This window comes from Bacillus litorisediminis (genome assembly GCF_022808645.1).
GTDB classification, from domain to species: domain Bacteria; phylum Bacillota; class Bacilli; order Bacillales; family JC228; genus Bacillus_BF; species Bacillus_BF litorisediminis.
In genome coordinates this window covers 1-17,178 of record NZ_JAKZKT010000061.1, presented here as the reverse complement: position 1 = coordinate 17,178, position 17,178 = coordinate 1, and the positions used below count along the sequence as shown (strand labels likewise).

Here is a 17,178-nt window from a genome sequence, read left to right as displayed (position 1 = left end):
GGTCTCTTTCAATATTATTGTTTCTCGTCATCATAATCCATCACCTCTAGATATCTCATTATAAATATTGTAAATCAAAAAAGACTGTAGGCAAACTCGATATTATCGAGTTTGTCTACAGTCTGAATCCCCTGATTATGTAAATCAGGGGATATTTTCAATTTCACATACATTCACAAATCCGGGATATTCCATAATATTGAGTTCTTACACAAAAAGAATGGGTGTGTCCGGCATCAAAAAGGTAAGCCGGTGATCATGTCCCCGGCAATGAAACACAAGAACCGTCCCTCTGTTTCCCTTTTCACATATTACTACCTATTTTCCATTGATTACATTACAATATATTCAAACAGTCATTTGAATGTAAAATGGGTATATGATGACAAGTTGAATGGGAGATAAGTAAATGAAGAATTTCGATGTGGTAGTTGTTGGGGCAGGGCAGGCGGGAATCGCAATGGGATACTATTTAAAAGAAGCGGGCCTTTCTTTTCTATTATTGGATGCTAACAGCCAAATTGGAGACTCTTGGAGACAAAGGTATGAATCTCTTGTTTTATTTACGCCAAGAGCATACAGTTCTTTACCGGGTCTTCCAATGAGAGGGGACCAAGAGGGTTTTCCTTCAAAGGATGAAGTGGCCGCTTATCTAGAAGAGTATGTAAAGCATTTTAATTTGCCTGTTATGCTTGATACCATTGTTAAAAAAGTATCAAAAAACGATAGAGGTTTTGAAATAAGTACAAATCATGGAGTTTTAGGGGCCAAGCAGGTTGTTATTGCTTCAGGTGCATTTCAGAAGCCATATATTCCAATCCTTTTTAATGAGCCTGAATCAGATCTATTTCAAATACATTCATCTTCTTATAGATCACCGTCGCAAATCCCGGATGGTCCGGTCTTAGTTGTCGGAGGGGGAAATTCAGGAGCACAGATTGCTGCAGAGTTAACCGATGACCGGCAAGTTTTTATGGCTGTCAGCCATCCTTTTAAATTTTTACCTTTAAGGGTTTTGGGCAAAAGTATTTTCTTCTGGTTAGAACGTTTTGGACTCCTGCATGCAGGGATTGATACGAAGAAAGGAAAATGGTTTCAAAAACAGAGTGATCCGATTTTTGGAAAAGAGCTAAAGTCACTTCTGGCTCAGAAAAAAATAACCTTGAAACCGAGAGTAGAAAAGATTCAATCAAACGAAGTTATATTTGCTGATAAAAGTAAACAATCTATTCGTAATATTATCTGGGCAACCGGGTTTACACCCTCTTATGATTGGATAGACATCGATGGGGTCACATCCCGCGATGGGAAGCCCATTCATAAAAGAGGGCTTAGCCCTGTGAAAGGATTATACTTTATTGGTCTGCCATGGCAGTACCAGCGAGGCTCCGCCTTGATTTGCGGGGTTGGAAGGGATGCCAAATTTCTCATTTCTTATGTTCGACAATCTAATCGATAACTTTTATGATAAACTGGTAAAGATAAGTCCAGTCATTAAATGAGAAGGTGACACAGAAATGTTCGCAAAAAAGATTGTCAGTGAGCTCTACAGCTGGAGTAAAGCTATTATTTTTGCAATTGTTTTGGCTTTAATTATTAGTATATTTATTATTCAGCCTTTTACAGTAAGCGGAATCTCAATGGAACCGACTCTGGATGGCGGTAACCCAATGGATCAGGAACAAAAGGGAGACCGGCTGCTTGTATTTAAAACTCCCTATCTATTAGGAAAGATGCCTGAATATGGAGATATCGTAATTATCGATAGCCGTGTTAATAGATCACGAACCATTAAAGATGATATCTTGGAAAGTCCGCTTATTACTTTATTTACAAATTCACCAGAGGAGGAAGTCGCCTGGGTAAAACGGGTGATTGGGAAACCGGGTGATGAAATTAAAATAGAGGATGGACAATTATACCGGAACGGAGAAGCTCTGGCTGAAGGCTATATCAGTGAGAAAATGGAAAGTGACATGGAACCGACCATTGTTCCCAACGATAAAATCTTTGTAATGGGTGACAACCGCAATCATAGTACGGATAGCCGCGTCATTGGCTCAGTTCCCGTTGAAAATGTTTTAGGAAAGGTTGTATTAAGGTTTTATCCGTTTGATAAGATAGAGATATTTTAAAAGTTTCAAGGGTCTGTCCGGTGAAAATGGTCAGGCCGTTTTTTATGCAAAATATTAGCAAAGAGGAATAGTCATTACGCTTCGGTTTAAAGCTCGTCAATCGGCGAGCTTTATTTATAAGCTGATTTCCCTATCATTATACTAATTATTGAAACTATTCTGAATATTAATTATAATGATAGATGTAATTTGGAATATTTCTGGGAAGGGGGCCACTCTGTACATATCTTAAGCTTATCCCAAAAAATTATATGTTGGAAAGGAGCAAACCAATGGATGTAAGTGGAATTTTGCAGGTCGTTTCAAACAGTAAACTCGTCTTTCCAAACGAAGAAAAAGAACAATCAACAGCCATCGGCAGTAGAAAAGCATTTCAGGAGCTTCTTGAACAGTCGCAAAAAGATCCTGCTGCTTTCTGGAATAGTGTAGCTAGTGAGCTGACATGGTATGAGCCATGGAAAGAAACCCTTACAGGAACGCTCCCAGATTTCCGATTTTTTACTGGCGGAATAAGTAATCCTTGTATCAACTTACTAGATCGCCATATTGAGAATGGTGCAGGGAATCGAATGGCCCTTATTTGGGAGGGAGAGAACGGAGACACCAAATTCTATACGTATCAGATGCTTCTAGCGGAGGTCAATCGATTATCAAATGTCCTAAGGTCATTTGGCGTAAAAAAGGGTGATTGTGTCGCAATTTTTCTTCCAAATCTTGCTGAAGCGGTTATAGCGGTCCTGGCTTGTTTCCGAATTGGTGCAGTCTACAATACAATTTTCTCCGGATACTCGGAAAAATCATTAAAGGATCGCCTGGAGAGTTTCGAACCAAAGGTGATTGTAACAGCGGATGCAACAACAAGAAGAGGCAAGGTTATTCATTTAAAAGAAAAAGTCGATCAGGTTATTCCTGACATTCCATCGGCAGAAGCGGTTATCGTGGTGAACCGTCTTGGAACGGATATTGTAATGGAGGATGGCCGCGATTACTGGTGGGATGAGGTAACCAAGAAAGCCAGTATTGTTTGTGAACCTGAGAGAATGGAAGCAAATGAACCAGGAATCGTTTTCTATACGAGTGGTACCACAGGCAAGCCAAAAGGTGTTGTCCATTCGGGAATGGCGTTTGTGGTTCAAAATTATATCTATGCCAAATACCATATGGATCATCGCTCTGATGATGTTTTCTGGTGTACGGCAGATGTCGGCTGGCTAACGATGCATATTTGGGGGATCGCAGGTTCTTTAGCAAATGGCGTCACTACGATTGTGTATGAAGGGGCCATCGATTATCCAACAAAGGACCGGGTTTATCAGATGATTGAAAAGTACCGCGTCAATAAGGTATTTACCGCCCCAACGGCTTTGCGAATGTTAAAAAGCTTTGGAGAAAAACCATTGGAACAATATGATTTATCCTGTCTTGACGTCGTGTCGCTTGTAGGAGAACCATTTGATGCTGAAACCTGGCAATGGACGTATGAAGTTTTAGGGAAGAAAAAGATTTATGTCAACAATACATGGGGGCAAACCGAAACCGCAGGATCCCCAATTGCAGGAGCAGCATGGCTGACTCCGATGAAGCCTGGTGCAGCTGGTATTCCATTCTTGGGCGGCGTGTTTGATGTTGTCGATGAAGAGGGGAATCCGGTTGAACCTAATATATTGGGAAACTTAGTCATTAAAAAACCATTTCCGATGCTCTGCCGAACCCTATGGAAAGAGCCAGAGCGCTACTACGCCTCTTATTTTAGCCAGGTTAAGGGCTGCTATTTTGCCAGTGACTTAGCCTTAAAAGATGAAGATGGATATATTTGGGTAGTAGGCCGCTCGGATGATGTGATTAATGTGGCCGGACACCGGTTAAGTACAATGGAGATGGAAAGTGCAGTACTCGAGTGTACCGGTATTTCTGAAAGCGCATGCATAGGAGTGCCAGATGAAATAAAAGGAGAGGTACCTGTTGTGTTTGCCCGCTTAAACGAGGGGACAGATGGATCGGATGAATTAAAAGAGCTAATTTATAATCGGATCGTTCAGCAAATCGGTAAGATTGCTGCACCGAAAACGATTATCTTCACCGATACATTACCAAAAACGGTCAGCGGAAAAATCATGCGCCGCCTATTAAAAGAGATTATTGTGAAAGGAACGGTTTCTGGTGACATCACAGGTCTTGAAGATCCGGCAACAGTTTCTCAAATTAAAGAATTAGTGGAAGCTAAAGCTTTGAAAAAGTAACGTAGACGCCAGTCACTTTCAGAAAAGTGACTGGTTTTTTAAAGCTGTTAAAATTTCCCCATCATTTTTTATGGAATTTTATGTTAATGTATTCTAAAGGATAGAATTCTGAAAATTTAGGAGGAATCTGAAAAAAACAGGAGCAGAAGGAGGGGGTTGCATGTTATTTATCCAAATGTCAGGCTTTCCCGGCTCGGGAAAGTCAACACTTGCGAGGTTAATAGCTGAAAGAACCGGGGCGGTTATTATAGATCACGATATAATTAAATCTGCCTTGATGCAGTCGATTGAAACAGACATAACTCCGAAAGCTGCAGGAAAAATTTCTTATCAAATTGATTGGGCCCTCGTTGATTTCCAGTTATCCCAAGGCTTCGATGTCATTTTAGACAGTCCTTGTTTTTATGCGGAAATGATTGATAGGGGGATGAAACTTGCAAAAAAACATGATGCCCAGTATAAATATGTGGAGTGTTATCTTAATGACCTTCAAGAGATTGATAGAAGACTGAAAACCCGTGCTCGGATGATCAGCCAATTGCAAGAGGTTGCGGCTAGTGAAGAGCAGTTTCAAAGTTGGGTGAAGAATAGCAAAAGACCAGAGGGTGTGGATTACCTCGTCGTTGATTCTTCCAAACCAATTAGTCATTACTTTAATAAAGTCATTCAATATATTGAGAGTTAAAAAACCGTAAAGGGTGTAAACAATCTATGATAAAAGTACTTTTTTTCGCCTTCCCTCAGTATGCAGATTTTGAAGTAGCCCATCCGCTTTTTTTCTTAAGAAAAGTTGCGAAAGCTGATGTTACAACAGTTACGGTTGATGGGAAACCCGTTGAAACTGTTGGAGGCTTAACAGTAATGCCTCAATTCTCCCTTTCTGCTATTGATGTGACAGACTATGATCTTGTGCTCCTTCCTGGCGGTGATGGGATTGAGAAGGTGCTGAATGAATCTTCACTTCAGGAAGTATTGCAAGCAGCCTATCAAAATGAGATCCCGATTGCATCCATTTGCGCTTCAGCTGCATTTCTTGCAAAAGCAGGTCTCATTAAAGGGACAAAATTCACCTGTACCTCAGCCACTTATGAACAGTTCAATGATTTATTTAGTGAGGGGAAATATGCGGCTACTAGCGTAGAAATGGGCAACAGATTCATAACAGCTAAAGGTACTGCCTTTCCTGAGTTTACGATTGCGATGGGACATATGTTAGGAATGTGGCGGGATGAAAAACAGGCAGACTTCGCCTATCAGTTTTGTAAAGGCAATGTAAGTTGATTTTTTAATACAAAATGGAGTGAAGGTGAATTGCGGTGGAGTTTCCTTTATCATTAGAAGTAAATGGATTAACATTGCGCGGGATGGCACACAGACCAGATTTCGAGAGTCCATCAACTTGTCCTGTAGTCATCCTTTTTCATGGTTTTACCGGTTCAAAAACGGAAGGGAAATCATTGTTTGTCCGGTTCGCCCGTGAACTTTTAAAGAACGGAATGGGTACCGTTCGCTTTGATTTTTCTGGTTCGGGTGAAAGTGATGGACTGTTTTCCAATATGACCTTTAGCCTGGAGGTTGAGGAAGCAGAAGAAATTTTAAAGATGGTTCACACGCTAGATTGGGTTGATTCGGAAAAAATCATGCTAACAGGATTCAGTATGGGCGGTGCTATTGCTGCGCAAGTCGCAAAAAAGTATCCTAATCAAGTCCATAAATTATGCCTTTGGTCACCCGCAGGTAATATGAGTGAGATCGCAAGTGCTCATTTTAAAAAAAGTCCTAAACTGGCAAATGGGAATATGGATATCGGCGGGTTAGAGCTTGGGCTGGCTTTTTATGAAGATTTAAAAGACCGCGATTTATATGAAGGGATCTCCGTTTATAAAAATCCGGTTATGATTATACATGGTACTAAGGATCAGTCAGTTCCTTATGAATATGGGCAAAAATATGCTAAAAGCTATTCGAAAAATAAGGTAAAGATTCATTTGATCCGGGATGCCGATCACGTATTCTCAAAATTAAGCTGGGTTGAGGAGCTTTTTAGACTCAGTACTGAATTTTTAAAAGATTAAAAGTGATAAAAACAAGTATCCTAACAATGAGGGATCGAAATGACACAGCAAAAGATTTTAATTGTGGAGGACGAAGAGAAGATTGCCCGAGTTTTAGAATTAGAACTAAATTTTGAAGGCTACCAAACTGTAAAAGCGATGGATGGTCTTGAAGGCTTGCGGCTTTATAGGGAACAATCTTGGGATCTGATATTGCTTGATGTCATGATACCAGGGATTAGCGGGATTGAGTTGCTGCGAAGAATTCGCTCGAGTGATTCAGAAACACCCGTTATCCTATTAACCGCTAAAGACTCCATTGAAGATAAGGTTTCCGGTTTAGATTTAGGGGCTAATGATTATATTACTAAACCGTTTCAAATCGAAGAGGTCTTAGCACGTATACGAGCTGCTTTAAGAATGAGCCAAAAACGGGATGAGCAAGCATCAAATGACCAAGACTGGCTCCAGGTCGGAGGTTTAAAACTAAATGAAAACACAAGAGAAGTCATGCGCGGGCAAAAGGCGATAGAGTTAACGCCGAGGGAATTTGATTTGCTTGCTTTTCTAATGAGAAATACACGGCATGTTTTAAATCGGGAACAGATTCTTAATGCCGTTTGGGGATATGATTATTATGGAGATACCAATGTAGTCGACGTTTATATCCGTTATTTACGGAACAAAGTTGATAAACCTTTTGACGAACCAGCCCTGATTCATACGGTTCGCGGCGTCGGCTATGTGTTAAAGGAACCAAAATGAAACTTCGAAATCGGATTCATCTATATACATCTGTATTATTCATTGGTCTTTTAATCCTGATTCATACAGCGATTTACTTCGCTTTTAGCCAAATGATATTAAAAAGTGAGCTGGAACAGACAACACTTGAAGCTGAAAGAATAATGGAAGCCTTAGGACAAACGGAAGACTCTGTACCCGCTGCTGATTTGTTAAGAGCCTATGTTCCTATTAATGGAATGATTCGAGTTGTGAATCCAGACGGGAGCCAACTGACGACAGTAACGGCTGCGGAACAAGAAAATCTTTTTGATCAGCCATTTGTCTTTCAGCAAAGTGAACAAAGGGAAATAGTAGAATACGATGGAATCCCATATTCTTACGTTTCCGTTCCAGTGATCTGGACGAACGGAGAAATAGTCAATCTCCAGATAACCGAGAGTTTAGAACCAGTTGCAGACAATCTGCAGGTTTTACGAATTGTCTTAATAGTCGTAACGGTGATTGCTACCATCCCCGTGCTTTTATCAGCAGGGCTCCTTAGTAACCTGTTGACGAAGCCGATTTCTTCTATGATAGAAACGATGCGTGAGATTCGAAAAAGCGGGCATTTTAAGCGGATTCACTTACCGGAAAAATCACAAAATGAGCTTTACTTACTAGGTGAAACTTTTAACGAAATGATGGATTTGCTTGAGAAAAACTATGCTAAGCAGGAACAATTTGTCTCCAATGCGTCCCATGAATTAAAAACTCCTCTTACCATTATTGAATCGTATGCCAGCCTATTAAAACGGAGAGGAAAAAAACAGCCTGAGCTATTTGATGAATCGGTAGATGCGATCCATTCTGAGGCGATACGAATGAAGGATTTAATCCAGCAGTTGCTGCTGCTTGCTAAGCATGATGAACAATGGCATGTTGAAATGACGCAAATACCGCTAACTGAATTTGCAGAAGCTGCCGTCCGTTCTTTTCGGGAGGGCTATAAAAGAGAGGTTGTCATAGAGGCGGATGAAGAAGTTATAGTAAAAGCAGATAAACCAAAACTAAAACAACTACTTTTTATTTTATTGGACAATGCCCGAAAATATAGTGAAGCCCCTATTCAAGTAAAAATCGGGACGAAACAAAAGAAGGCTGTAATTGAAGTGATTGACAGAGGAATGGGGATACCCGCATCTGAATTGCCTAAAGTATTTGACCGCTTTTATCGAGTCGATCGAGCAAGAAAAAGAGGGGGATATGGTCTGGGGCTTTCTCTCGCCAAAGAACTGGCAGAAGTAATGGGAGCAGAGGTGCGCATTGAAAGTACAGAGGGAATCGGGACAAACGCCCAAATTTGGCTGCCGCTTCAGAATTCTCATTAATTTCTCATCTTTGTATTGTATAGTGTGGGCAAAGACACTTGGTGGAGTGAAGTTTATGAAGAAAATAAAGGCTATTAAAGTCGCTGGTGCAATCCTTGCTGGTCTTCTTCTTTTAACTGCAGTCTGGCAAATTGGCCAGGCATTTACCTCTAAAGAGCTGCTGACTGAGGAAGAAGCCAGCAGTCTGGTTCAAGACAAATACAACGGCCGCATGATCGAAATTAGTGAGCGGAGTGGTATATTCCAAATTAAATTCAGTACAGATGCGGGTGAATATACAGTAGAGATAAGCCGTGAAACAGGTGAGATTCGGAATTTAATAAAACTTGATCAAGAAAGTCCAGTTCCCAAAAAAGTATGGTCGCAAGCTGAGATTCGAGAACAAGTAGCTCAGCAAGAGAAAGGTGAAATTGAGAAAGTCGAGCAGAAACAAGAGGGAGAGAACCTTATCTATTCAGTAGTCGTTCGCAGTGAAACACAGATAACGACTCTAAAAATCGATGCTTACACGGGTGAAACAGTAGATACGATCACAGAGGAAATAAAACAGCCAGAAGAGGAGCCTGCAAAAAGACTGACAGAAAGTGAAGCTGTTGAGATTGCTTTACAACGTGTAGACGGAGAAGTGGATGATGTTGAATTAGAACAATCAAACGGGGTCATTTATTATTTGATTGAAGTTGAAAGAGAAGAGGAAGAGGACGCGACTGTTCAAGTAAATGCCTTGTCAGGAGAAATAATGTCGGTTACGTGGGAAGATTAAGGTGGAGAGGGGGCAGAGACCCCTATAGAAAAATGCGGACCATTTCTCATCAATTTCTCATTTTCTTATCAAATTGTACTCATTTTGGCTGACTAAGATATAAGTGAAGACAAAATGAAGGAGGATAAGGAAATGAAGAAAAAAGTTTGGATTGCCAGCGGAATTGCCGGAATCGTTCTGCTAGGAGGAGCAGTCGGAGCAGGAGCCATCGCAAACCCAATTATGAACGAAAAGCTGATACCAATTGAAGAGGCTAAGGATATTTCTCTTAAAGAAGTAAATGGTACGGTTGAGAGTATTGAGCTTGAAGAAGAACATGGCCGTTTAGTATATGATGTCGATGTTTATTCTAAGGATAATAATGATGACGTCGAAGTAGATGTTGATGCCGAAACAGGTGCAGTTGTTAAAGTCGATGATGTTCGAAATGATGATAGTCAAAATACTGTCACTGATTCAACTCAGCAAAGCCGGAATATCATCACTAAAGAAGAAGCCATTGCCATTGCAACTGCGGATACCCCGGGGAAAGCAGTTGAAGTTGACTTTGACGGTGACGATGGTGATTATGAGATTGAAATAAGAGATGGCAACTTGAAAGCAGAATATAAGATTGATGCTTATACTGGTAACATTCTCGAAAAAGAATCAGAGGATGATGATTGGGATGATGAGGATTAATCAGTAGTAGGAAGAGAGACCAATCAAACTTTATTGATAGGTCTCTTTTTATTTTTTTGGGGACATACCAAGCGTTTTTTTAAAGGGAAAAGCAGTAAAGTAGTCCACTGCATCGAATTTTTGTTGAATATTTCTATTTTTATTATTTATTTCAACTCCTAGGTTGAACAAATTAAATTTTATATCAATTTCATTATCCTGTTGCGCGAAAGTAGATTTGAATCGCGCAAGAAATTAAAAATACGCGCAAGAATAAGTCTCAATCGCGCAACAGTTAAATATTGGAAAAACGCTTTACCAATCAAATCACACTTCCCCCAGAGTTTTTACCACCAATTGTGCCGCTCTTTGTCCTGACACTACGGCTCCTTCCATGGTAGAAAAATAGGGCTGACGTGTATAATCACCAGCTAATGTTAAGCCTTTAATGGCAGTAGCTTGAGTTGGTCTTAATGGGTTAACCCCTGGGGCCAGACTGTAGAAATCGGCAGGGTGGTTGATTTGTCTGTAATCTTTAATCTTCCCTTCAAGATGAATACCGAGCGCTTTTGCATCCCCCACTACAATTTTTAAAGTGTCGTCCGGTGATTTTGTTAAAAATTCTTCTGCGGGTGTCAATATAATCGATAACCGCCCCTTTGATCCGCGGAAGGTGGTCCTTGATTGTTCAGCAAAGCTTGCTAACGATGTCTTTGGACCGAACGTGGTAATATCCTTTTCTAAGGCAGGCTCGGTTAACTCTATTTGGAGAGTCGCTGCTGGCATAGTCGGTAATTTAAAGAAGTTTTCAAAGCTCGGTTCGTTTTTAAATCTCTCTAGAATCTGTTTCGCTCCAGCTAAGGAGGCCGCAATCACCACATGTTTTCCTTTAAATTCTTTACCTTTATCAGTCAGTACCCCAATCACTTTCCCCTCTTCGTCTGTCAGTACATCCATCACATTTACTCCAAGCTCAATGAAACCGCCTAGCTCCATGATTTTATCTGCGATTGGCTGGCACATCACATCTGTCATCCCGCCTAAATAGGCACCGATTCTCATTTTGTAAAATTTAGGGATGGCTGGAGCAAATAATCCAAAAAACGCATAGGCCGAATAGCGGTCTGGGGGCAAAAAGAAGATGCCAGAGCTTAAAGGAATAAGTAAATAATGCAAAGCGTTGCCCGTTACCTTATGTAAATTTGCATACTCTTTTACACTATAAGAGTCCAGTTTTTCAGGAGCCAATAGATAATCCTTAAAGCCTCTTATAAAAAAGGGAACAAGAGAAAGTTTATCCTTTGCTGTAAGAATATCCTCATTTCCAAAGATTCCTCTTAACATTTTAAATGGCCCCATCAAAGGAGATATCCCTGCCACTAGCTTTTTGTTTTTCCCTTTAATAAGAACATCGATTTTTTCTTCCCACGTTACCATTTCATCTACTTCAACCCCAGCCTTTTTTAACAAAGCTGGAAGAGCCGAATAGTAGCCGATAAAACGGTGAAAACCAGATTCAACCTCCATGCCGTTTTCATTCCAGTTAGAACATCTTCCACCAACCACAGGATCGACTTCAAGCAGCAATACTTTTTTATTTTTGAGAGCCAATTCTAAACCGCATGATAATCCTGCTAGTCCAGCGCCCACTATAACAACGTCCCAATCCATCTATCTCACCTCAAGTGTCGGTAACTTGAAAAATCGGTTGAAAAGAATATGTATTATTTGGATATTTAGTTTTATTATGAAAAGGTAGGAGACGTTTTATTCTAGATTGATAATTATTTGAGATGATAGAAAACTTAACTTTGCGTAGAGGTGATAAGTTGATTATTTGGATTAATGGAACCTTTGGCTCCGGCAAGTCAACAACAGCCTATGAATTACAAAGAAGGATTCGCTCTTCATTCGTATACGATCCGGAGAGATTTGGCTATGTGCTTATGAGAAATGTCCCTAAAGAAATCGCAAAATCGGACTTTCAAGACTATCCATTGTGGAGGGAAGCGAATTACCAATTATTAAAACAAATCTCTCAGGATTACAAAGGAACCATAATCGTTCCTATGACTCTTACAAATGAAATCTATTTTAATGAGATTATTGGAAAATTAAAAAATGATGGAATTGAAATAAAGCATTATACCTTAATGGCAACTGAAAAAACGATCGAAAAAAGGTTAAGACAACGGTTTGAAGGTAAAAGGCCTTGGGCGTATCAGCAAATGGAAGCAAGGCTTAAAAGCTTAGCCAGTGATTTCTTTAAAGAACAGATCATGACAGATCATATGTCTGTTGATGAAGTGGTGGCGACAATTGCTAAACGATCTGGAGTTAAACTGCTGCCTGACCGGCGGACAAAAATAAAAAAAAGGGTTGACCGCTTGATTATTTCATTAAAAGAAATGGGGCTTTTAAAATAGAGCAGCAGGGATCCTTGAATTATTGGGAGGAGATAACGATGGCCGAAAAAGTGAATTACAAGTTATGGACCGTTTGTATGGTGCAAGATGGAAATCGGGTATTGCTGATTGACAGGCAGCACGATGATTTTAAAGGGTTTATCCCACCCGGCGGAAAAGTAGAATTCCCTGAAAGTATTGTGGACGGGGCGATCCGCGAAGTAAAAGAAGAAACGGGATTGGAAGTTAGTAATCTCATATTTAAAGGTATATACGAATATGTCAATCCAATAACAAAAGACCGATATATGATTTTTAACTATCTTACTAGAGATTTTAAAGGAGAGCTACTCGAGAATCCTCCAGAAGGGAGACTGGTTTGGGTCGACATTGAAGAAGCCAAGAGTCTCCCGATGCAAAAATCGATTCGGAGAAGATTTCCGTTATTTTTTGAAGAAGGAACGTTTGAGATTCATGTAGAATGGGACGATTTAAAGGATGAGGAAAGTAAAGTATTAATTAAAAGAACCTGATTGAAACAGGCATGTCATTTGATCATGCTAAAAATTGGCGATATAGCCTGATACCAATCACACAACTTGTACATATCTTGAAAGTAATGATACGTGCAGGGGTGTGAAATATGTATCGAAGACAAAAAAGACCATCTCGGTGTATTTTCCCGGGATATCGCTGGTGCGGTCCAGGGTGCAGCGGTCCTGGTGCACCTGTAAATGATGTGGATGCCTGTTGTATGAGGCATGATATTTGTTATCAAAGAGGCGGATTGCGGAAAAGATGCGATATTGAATTCATGAATTGCTTAAGATCAAAAAGGAACCCTCGAACTAAAAAAGGAAGACAGGCTAATCTGATGTATCGTTTTATGCAATTAAAGACAGCCTTTGATCCAAGGAGATAGTAATCAAGCTCAGCCAATGAGGCTGGGCTTTTTTAGTAACAGGTATAATGGAAATAAAATAGAATAAAATTTTTTGAAAAAACGATTTGACATTGACGTTGCGTCAAGGTGTACAGTGAGGATGTCAGGAGGTTTTAAAGTATGGAATACACGATTCAAAAGCTAAGCAGATTGGCAGGAGTCAGTACAAGGACACTAAGGTATTATGATGAGATTGGAATTCTGAAGCCGGCCAGAATGAACTCATCAGGGTACCGTATTTATGGTCAAGCGGAAGTTGACATGCTGCAGCAAATCTTATTTTACAAAGAGCTAGGAGTTAGTCTTGATCAAATTAAACAAATCCTGTCTGATCCTAATTTTAATAGCTTGAATGCTCTAAGAGAACATCACCAACAGCTTCTTGACAAACGTAAGCAATTAGATTTCCTGATTGCGAATGTTCAAAAAACGATTGATGCAAAGGAAGGGAGAATGACAATGTCAGATCGGGAAAAATTTGAAGGCTTTAAGAAAAAAATGATTGAAGATAATGAGAAAAAATATGGGGAAGAAATCCGAGAAAAGTATGGAGAAGACACGGTTAAAAAATCATATGAGAAATTTAAAAATATGACAGAAGAAGAGTATGAAGAGGTTACTCGTCTTGGTCAGGCAGTAAATGATACGTTATCAGAAGCGATAAAAACCGGAGATCCTGGAAGCAGGCTTGCGCAAAAAGCTGCAGAATTGCATAAGCAATGGCTGACTTTTTACTGGCCAGAGTATAGCAAGGAAGCACATGCGGGTCTTGGGCAAATGTATGTGGATGACGAAAGGTTTAAAGCCTATTATGATCAGGTGCATCCTAATGCGGCAGAATTCTTAAGAGATGCGATTTTAATTTATACAGGTTTGAAAAAATAAGGTAGAATAGGGTTGTGCCAAAGCACAGCCCTTTTTTATCGGGCAAAATAGGTTATATGGGTTAGCACAGTTTTATCGGTCAAAATCACTTTCTATTATAATAGATTTTGATTAAGTCGGCCGTAAAGAAGGGAGCTCCATGAATATACAAGATTTAGCACTACATACCGATAAATATGAAATAAATATGATGTATGCCCACTGGATGAATGGAACAATGAATGATCGTGCCGTATTCGAGGCTTATTTTCGTAAACTTCCGTTTGGCAATGGGTATGCTGTATTTGCTGGTTTGCAGCGAATTGTTGAATATATCCGAAATTTACGCTTCTCTGAAGATGATATTCAGTACTTGTCGGAGCAGGAGGAGCAGTATGACCCTGCTTTTTTGCAAATGCTGCGTGATTTTCGTTTTAGCGGGAATCTATACTCCGTTCAGGAGGGAGAAGTGGTTTTTCCTAATGAACCGTTATTGCGGGTGGAAGGAACCATATTGGAAACACAATTAGTAGAAACGGCTATTTTAAACTTTTTAAACTATCAGACACTCATTGCCACAAAGGCATCCAGAATTGTACGTGTTGCTGCAGGCGATGGTCTGTTAGAATTTGGATCAAGAAGAGCACAAGAAGCCGATGCAGCCGTATGGGGAGCCCGTGCCGCATATATTGCCGGTTTCGATGCAACCAGTAATATGCTTGCGGGAAAATTGTTTGGCATTCCAACGAAAGGGACTCATGCCCATTCTTGGGTTCAGGGGCATGACTCTGAAGAAGAATCCTTTATCAAATATGCGAATGCTTTGCCTGACCAGGTAGCGCTGCTGGTGGATACTTATGATACCCTTGAAAAGGGAATTCCGAACGCGATTAAGACAGCACATATGCTTGAGAGAAAAGGGAAACGGATGCAGTCAATCCGGATTGACAGCGGAGATTTAGCTTACCTGTCTAAAAAAGCACGGGAACAACTGGATAAGGCCGGGCTTGACTATGTTAAAATTGTGGTTTCTAACGATTTAGATGAACATTTGATATTTAATTTAAAGGCACAAGGGGCCAAAGTCGATACTTGGGGAGTAGGAACTCGTCTGATTACGGCTGAGGATCAGCCATCTTTAGGCGGAGTTTATAAACTGGTTGCCCGTGAGAAAAACGGTGAACTGATTCCTGTCATTAAAATATCAGGTAATCAGGAGAAAATCACGACCCCAGGGAAAAAAGAGGTCTTTCGCCTGATCGACCAAACATCGGGAAAAGCGATTTCGGATTATATTGCTCTAGCGAGCGAAAAGGATATTTTAACAGGGGATCGCATTGAATTATGCGACCCTTCACAGCCTCACATGAGCCAGTTTGCAGAAAACTTAAAAGCGATTCAGCTTCTTCATCCGATTATTTTAAATGGAGAATTAGTTTATGATCTTCCTGATTTACAACAGATCCGAAGCTTTCATCGTGAACAAATGAAGTTATTTGAACCGGAATTATTACGTTTATTGAATCCTGAGATTTATCCGGTTCATTTGAGCCCGAAAACATGGCAATTAAAAATGGATATGATCCTTGAGTATAAAAAAGAAATTCGATTAGAGAGGGTTTAATATTGAGTTTTATGAACTGTCGGATATTTTCCGGCAGTTATTTTTTTTTTAAGAAAATTTTGGAGCAGGCTTGGGATTGCTATTATTTACCTTTAAAAGAGTTGGATTTCCTTATTTTCTGAGGGCAATCTATAAGTAATAAATAAAGGAGGTCATTCTTCATGCAAGATATACCAGCCATTACATCCTCAGAACTAAGTACGTTATGGCTTACATATCAAGAAAAAACCATGAATTTACGAATACTAGAGTATTTTATTGAAAAAGCCGAAGACGAAAAATCAAAAGATCTTATGACGAAATTATATGAAGAAATGAACCCTTACGTTGAGAAAATAAAAGAAATTTTTCAAAATGAAGGAGCAGTCATTCCAATAGGCTATACTTCACAGGATGTCAATAAAGAGGTGCCCAAGTTATATGATAACGGATTTGACATCATGTTTATGCGTATGCTCAATGAAATTAGTATGGGATTGCATGCATTAAACATAACTATGGCATACCGGGAGGATATTGTCACATTTTACAAAGAGCTTACTGCCCTTACTCAAAAGTATTACAATCTTTGCACACAATATTTGCTTGAAAAAGGGATGCTTGCTCGCCCTCCTTTTGTCACAATGCCAAATTCAGTTGAGTTTGTTAAAAGTACAAGTTATCTAGGTGATATTAATCCATTTAGTCGGAAAAGGACTTTAAACACAATTGAAGTTGCCCATATTTTTCATGCAATCGAAACAAATAGCCTTGGGATGCAGATGATTTTAGGTTTTGCTCAATGTGCCAATGATAGAGAAGTGAAAGAATACTTAAATGAAGGAGCTGAACTTGCTAAAAGCATAATAAAGGAATTAAGTGAAACCTTATTAGGAAGCGAAATACGAACGCCAGAAGTATCAGGGGGGAACGCAACACGATCTACGGTTGCACCGTTTTCAGATAAATTAATGATGTATTGTACAAGTCTTTTTTGCAGCTTTTCTATTGGCGGAAACTCATTAGGAACTGCATTTAGTTTAAGAAATGATTTACCTCTCAAAATTACTGTTTTTATAAAAGATATTTTCGAATATGCCCATAAAGGTGCGAAGTTAATGATTCAAAAAGGTTGGATGGAAGAACCGCCACAAATGGAAGAAAGAGATCAAATTATTAAAAAGTAATGACCCTAAAACACTTGTTATAGACAAGTGTTTCAGACTGTTGACAAACTCGATAATATCGAGTTTGCCTACAGTCTTTTTTCATTTACAATATTTATAATGAGATATCTAGAGGTGATGGATTATGATGACGAGAAACAATAATATTGAAAGAGACCAATTAGAAGTGATCGCGATTGACCAACTAGTACCACAAGATCATTTAGTACG

Annotated in this window: 17 protein-coding genes; 16 read left to right on the top strand and 1 reads right to left on the bottom strand. The window is 39.6% G+C overall.

Going from position 1 to position 17,178, the window contains the following annotated elements; genetic code table 11:
• Positions 1-409: 409 nt before the first annotated feature.
• The 10 genes from MLE14_RS20185 (at position 410) to MLE14_RS20140 (ending at position 9,987) form a co-directional block, all read left to right on the top strand.
• Complete coding sequence (locus MLE14_RS20185; RefSeq protein WP_243300230.1) at positions 410-1,459, top strand: flavin-containing monooxygenase; 1,050 nt, start codon at positions 410-412, stop codon at positions 1,457-1,459.
• A gap of 58 nt (positions 1,460-1,517) precedes the next feature.
• Positions 1,518-2,135, top strand: a complete 618-nt coding sequence (gene lepB / locus MLE14_RS20180) for a signal peptidase I (protein ID WP_243300229.1) — start codon at positions 1,518-1,520, stop codon at positions 2,133-2,135.
• 272 nt (positions 2,136-2,407) lie between these two features.
• Positions 2,408-4,375 (top strand): acetate--CoA ligase, encoded by a 1,968-nt coding sequence (locus tag MLE14_RS20175; protein ID WP_243300228.1) that lies wholly within the window; start codon positions 2,408-2,410, stop codon positions 4,373-4,375.
• A gap of 160 nt (positions 4,376-4,535) precedes the next feature.
• Complete coding sequence (locus MLE14_RS20170) at positions 4,536-5,060, top strand: AAA family ATPase (RefSeq protein WP_243300227.1); 525 nt, start codon at positions 4,536-4,538, stop codon at positions 5,058-5,060.
• Between the two features lie 26 nt (positions 5,061-5,086).
• Entirely contained in the window at positions 5,087-5,656 is a 570-nt protein-coding gene (locus tag MLE14_RS20165) for a DJ-1/PfpI family protein (protein ID WP_243300226.1), read from the top strand.
• A 35-nt stretch (positions 5,657-5,691) separates the two neighbouring features.
• The gene (locus MLE14_RS20160) at positions 5,692-6,450 is read left to right on the top strand and encodes an alpha/beta hydrolase (protein ID WP_243300225.1); all 759 of its coding nucleotides are present in this window, start codon (positions 5,692-5,694) and stop codon (positions 6,448-6,450) included.
• Positions 6,451-6,489: 39 nt separating this feature from the next.
• On the top strand, positions 6,490-7,194 hold the full coding sequence (locus MLE14_RS20155; RefSeq protein ID WP_243300224.1) for a response regulator transcription factor: 705 nt from the start codon (positions 6,490-6,492) through the stop codon (positions 7,192-7,194).
• Complete coding sequence (locus tag MLE14_RS20150; RefSeq protein WP_243300223.1) at positions 7,191-8,543, top strand: HAMP domain-containing sensor histidine kinase; 1,353 nt, start codon at positions 7,191-7,193, stop codon at positions 8,541-8,543. The genes MLE14_RS20155 and MLE14_RS20150 overlap by 4 nt, the downstream gene beginning before the upstream one ends.
• Before the next feature lie 55 nt (positions 8,544-8,598).
• Positions 8,599-9,306, top strand: a complete 708-nt coding sequence (locus tag MLE14_RS20145) for a PepSY domain-containing protein (RefSeq protein WP_243300222.1) — start codon at positions 8,599-8,601, stop codon at positions 9,304-9,306.
• A 132-nt stretch (positions 9,307-9,438) separates the two neighbouring features.
• The gene (locus MLE14_RS20140; RefSeq protein WP_243300221.1) at positions 9,439-9,987 is read left to right on the top strand and encodes a PepSY domain-containing protein; all 549 of its coding nucleotides are present in this window, start codon (positions 9,439-9,441) and stop codon (positions 9,985-9,987) included.
• A 306-nt stretch (positions 9,988-10,293) separates the two neighbouring features.
• On the opposite strand, the gene MLE14_RS20135 is transcribed toward MLE14_RS20140, so the two are convergent.
• Entirely contained in the window at positions 10,294-11,637 is a 1,344-nt protein-coding gene (locus MLE14_RS20135; RefSeq protein ID WP_243300220.1) for a hydroxysqualene dehydroxylase, read from the bottom strand.
• A 158-nt stretch (positions 11,638-11,795) separates the two neighbouring features.
• Here MLE14_RS20135 and MLE14_RS20130 point away from each other — a divergent pair, with 158 nt between their 5' ends.
• The 6 genes from MLE14_RS20130 to MLE14_RS20105 all read left to right on the top strand — a co-directional run bounded on the left by MLE14_RS20130 (position 11,796) and on the right by MLE14_RS20105 (position 16,968).
• Complete coding sequence (locus MLE14_RS20130) at positions 11,796-12,392, top strand: AAA family ATPase (RefSeq protein ID WP_243300219.1); 597 nt, start codon at positions 11,796-11,798, stop codon at positions 12,390-12,392.
• A 38-nt stretch (positions 12,393-12,430) separates the two neighbouring features.
• Complete coding sequence (locus MLE14_RS20125; RefSeq protein ID WP_243300218.1) at positions 12,431-12,904, top strand: 8-oxo-dGTP diphosphatase; 474 nt, start codon at positions 12,431-12,433, stop codon at positions 12,902-12,904.
• A 110-nt stretch (positions 12,905-13,014) separates the two neighbouring features.
• Positions 13,015-13,293, top strand: a complete 279-nt coding sequence (locus tag MLE14_RS20120; protein WP_243300217.1) for a phospholipase — start codon at positions 13,015-13,017, stop codon at positions 13,291-13,293.
• A 141-nt stretch (positions 13,294-13,434) separates the two neighbouring features.
• Positions 13,435-14,199 carry a MerR family transcriptional regulator gene (locus tag MLE14_RS20115; RefSeq protein WP_243300216.1) on the top strand — a complete coding sequence of 255 codons (765 nt, stop codon included), beginning with the start codon at positions 13,435-13,437 and terminating at the stop codon, positions 14,197-14,199.
• A 139-nt stretch (positions 14,200-14,338) separates the two neighbouring features.
• On the top strand, positions 14,339-15,802 hold the full coding sequence (locus tag MLE14_RS20110) for a nicotinate phosphoribosyltransferase (protein WP_243300215.1): 1,464 nt from the start codon (positions 14,339-14,341) through the stop codon (positions 15,800-15,802).
• 161 nt (positions 15,803-15,963) lie between these two features.
• Entirely contained in the window at positions 15,964-16,968 is a 1,005-nt protein-coding gene (locus tag MLE14_RS20105; RefSeq protein ID WP_243300214.1) for a DUF3231 family protein, read from the top strand.
• The last annotated feature ends 210 nt before the right edge of the window (positions 16,969-17,178 follow it).